This is a genomic window from uncultured Chryseobacterium sp. (assembly GCF_936933875.1).
In the GTDB taxonomy this organism is placed as follows: Bacteria; Bacteroidota; Bacteroidia; order Flavobacteriales; family Weeksellaceae; genus CAKZIK01.
Genome location: NZ_CAKZIK010000028.1, coordinates 1 through 2,710, shown reverse-complemented (window position 1 = coordinate 2,710; position 2,710 = coordinate 1). Strand labels below are relative to the sequence as shown.

The 2,710-nt window shown below is 45.8% G+C and carries 3 protein-coding genes and 1 pseudogene; all 4 read right to left on the bottom strand.

Annotated elements, in window-relative coordinates:
* Positions 1 to 355: pseudogene (locus tag Q0252_RS04405) on the bottom strand (hypothetical protein); the annotation flags it as partial.
* 37 nt (positions 356 to 392) lie between these two features.
* Positions 393 to 1,232, bottom strand: coding sequence for a hypothetical protein (locus Q0252_RS04400; RefSeq protein ID WP_297984208.1), 840 nt, complete (start codon positions 1,230 to 1,232; stop codon positions 393 to 395).
* A gap of 9 nt (positions 1,233 to 1,241) precedes the next feature.
* On the bottom strand, positions 1,242 to 1,913 hold the full coding sequence (locus tag Q0252_RS04395) for a hypothetical protein (RefSeq protein WP_297984206.1): 672 nt from the start codon (positions 1,911 to 1,913) through the stop codon (positions 1,242 to 1,244).
* Between the two features lie 2 nt (positions 1,914 to 1,915).
* Positions 1,916 to 2,602 (bottom strand): hypothetical protein, encoded by a 687-nt coding sequence (locus tag Q0252_RS04390; RefSeq protein WP_297984204.1) that lies wholly within the window; start codon positions 2,600 to 2,602, stop codon positions 1,916 to 1,918.
* Positions 2,603 to 2,710 lie beyond the last annotated feature (108 nt).

Below are 2,710 nucleotides of genomic sequence, written 5' to 3'. Positions count from 1 at the left end.
TGGACGGTTGCGCCAATTTCTGCAGCGGATATTGAATCATTTGGTAGAAACTCACCCAATGCAGGAGAATCATCCCGATAATGATGGGTCTAATCATCGGCGTCACTTCCCAAGGTCTTGCTCCTTCCTGCATTTGGAATCCGAGGTATCCGAGATACATCAACGCTCCCAAACCGCCGATGGTTCTTCCGAGCATACTCGCCGCGATGGCGTTGCTTTGGATGTCGGTGTCCAATTGGGTGAAGACCTCCATATACCATCTTTCAAATGCGCCGTCACCTTTCATAAACTGCAATAAACTGTTGACGCTGTTGTTGGTCTGCGCAAATCCCATTACGGGAAGTAGGAGCGCCATAAGGCAGAGCACGGTTAAAATTGTTTTGCTATTCATCTTAAAATTGGTGTTTGTAGTGGTTCATCACTTCCTGTGCGATTTCCTTGTCGGTCTTGAAATTTTTCGTTCCAAACAGGTTGGTGGTATTTTTTATGTCCTGAAGGATTTTGTGGTAATCCATATACACTCCGCCTTTTAGGTCGTGGCTTCGGATTTCGGACGAAAATTTTCGCCATCCGATTAAATTTTCGTGGTACATCAGGAAGCGTTTTCCTCTAGGCATATCCACCGTTCTTGAGATATTGTACTTATCCTTAAGCAAATCCAATTTTTCTTTGAGAAGGCTGATTCCGCCTGTAGAAAGCAAAGTCTGATAGACTTCGGGTTTTTGAAATCCCCACTCCAAATAATTTTGAGGGTTGTCGGGAAATTCTCGTAGCGGTTTCAGCATCCGGTTGTAGTAGAGCAACCAAAGCGGGTCTGCGCTGACTGTGGCTGAAGTCCAATGCGCAAAATCTTGTACACTTCTTTTGTGGATGGTGTCGGTTTCCATTTTGATGCGTTCCGTCTCCTTTCTTTGCAGTTCGAGTTCGCCGAATCGTTGGGTTTCCAAGCCTGTCGGTTTTAGCGGTCGGATATCGGGGCCGTCCTTATAGTCTCGGTTTCTAGACGGTGCCCACATTCCCCAAACCGTGGCATAGGCGAAATTGGTCTGAATCCCGAGCAAATATTTTGGGTATGGTCTCCAATCGCCCCATCCCTCGAAGACCATCCTTTTCTGTTGTGCCACAATGGAAGGGTCGTTCAGTCGTTTGATGGTAAATTGTGCCTTCAGGTTTTCAGAGAAAATCAGTGCAATAAGGGCAATGAAGAAGGCGAAGTTTGTTTTAGTATTCATAATGATTCATTAAAAAAGGTTTCTGTATTTGGTGAGGATGTCCTGAACCAAAATCCTGTCGAGATTGATATAGTCTTGTAGGACGGGAATTTGATAGAGGTAGGGTCTTTTTTTGGCGGTCTTCAGGATGATGTTGATGTACAAAATCCAACCGTCGATGGCTCTTGCGCGCGCCAACATTTTCTCGATAAGCAGGTCGCGGTCGTAGGCGTTCATCAGAAAATCCTTGTTCTCGTTCATAATGTCGGAAACCATTTCCTGCTTCAGCAGGATGGATTCCTGAATGATTTGGTTGTAGTATTTGGTCAGAAGAATGGCGTATTCGGGATTTTGTGCGCTGAGCTGCATCATTTCCTGAGAATGGGTAAGGATGTCGCCCAAATATTTATAGAAATACACGAGCTGTTTCCCGTTTCTGATGGCGGAATTGATGTTGGAAAGTTTGTCGTAGATAAACTCGTGGATGGCGACCACCTGAATCATTTTTTGGTTCGCCTGCTCGTAGAGTTTTCTTTGCTTTTCGTAGGAATCGAGGTAGGCCTGATTGCTTGCCAAACGGACACCCTGATTTTTGGTGAGCTGCGCCAACAGTTTGTCGTTGATCACGATGAAGCTCGTGTCTTGTGCCTGAAACAGACATAATCCCGAAAAAAACAATGCGGTCAAAAGAATCTTTTTCATTTTTAAAAAGTGTTTATTCCGTTAATAATGCTCTGAACCACCTGTCGGTCTCGGTTGACATAATATTCCAACAAAGCCTTCTTGTATTCGATTTTTCTTCGTAGTTCCCGAATCAGGAAAAGGGTGTAGTAGGATTCGCTTTCAAGCCGTTTCACTTCCTCAAGGGCGTAATCCAACAAAACTTTCCGTTCGGCTTTCTCCATTTGGTTGATGGCGCCGTAGGAAACCACGATGCCCGCCAAAAGCCTTACCACCATCTGCAGGTCGTCCGCAAACTGAATCTGTCCTGGCAACGCCACGATGAGTGCATAAGGAGCGGTTTGGAGTTCCTCGATAATCAAGAGTTCGTTGTTTCGGATTCTTGCCGCTTCCTGAGTGATTGCGTAACCCGTGGGAATGGACTGCATCGCAAAATCAACGAAACGGAGCCGTTCCTGAATCTTCACGGTCGTTTCCCGAAGTTTTGTCCACTGCTTCTTGTTTTGGTTTTCGGTAGCGAGGTTCAGCGCCTGCTTGTTCTTCATCTCCTTTTGACGACCGTTTTCCTCCATCGTATGGCGGATTTCCAAATTCATCATCGGAAAGGAGACATTTTCCTGCTGCCACGACGGCGTGGAACCGCCACTGCTAGAAGTCAGAAGCGAATGTGCCGCAATCAGCACCGCCGAAAGATAGAATTTGGCTTTCATCAGAAATTGTGCTTGTATTTAATCATGATATTTTCCACGATGGTCTTGTCGGTGTTGATGTAGCCCTGAAAAGGATTGATGGCTTTTAGAAAACCGAGGCGTTTGGCG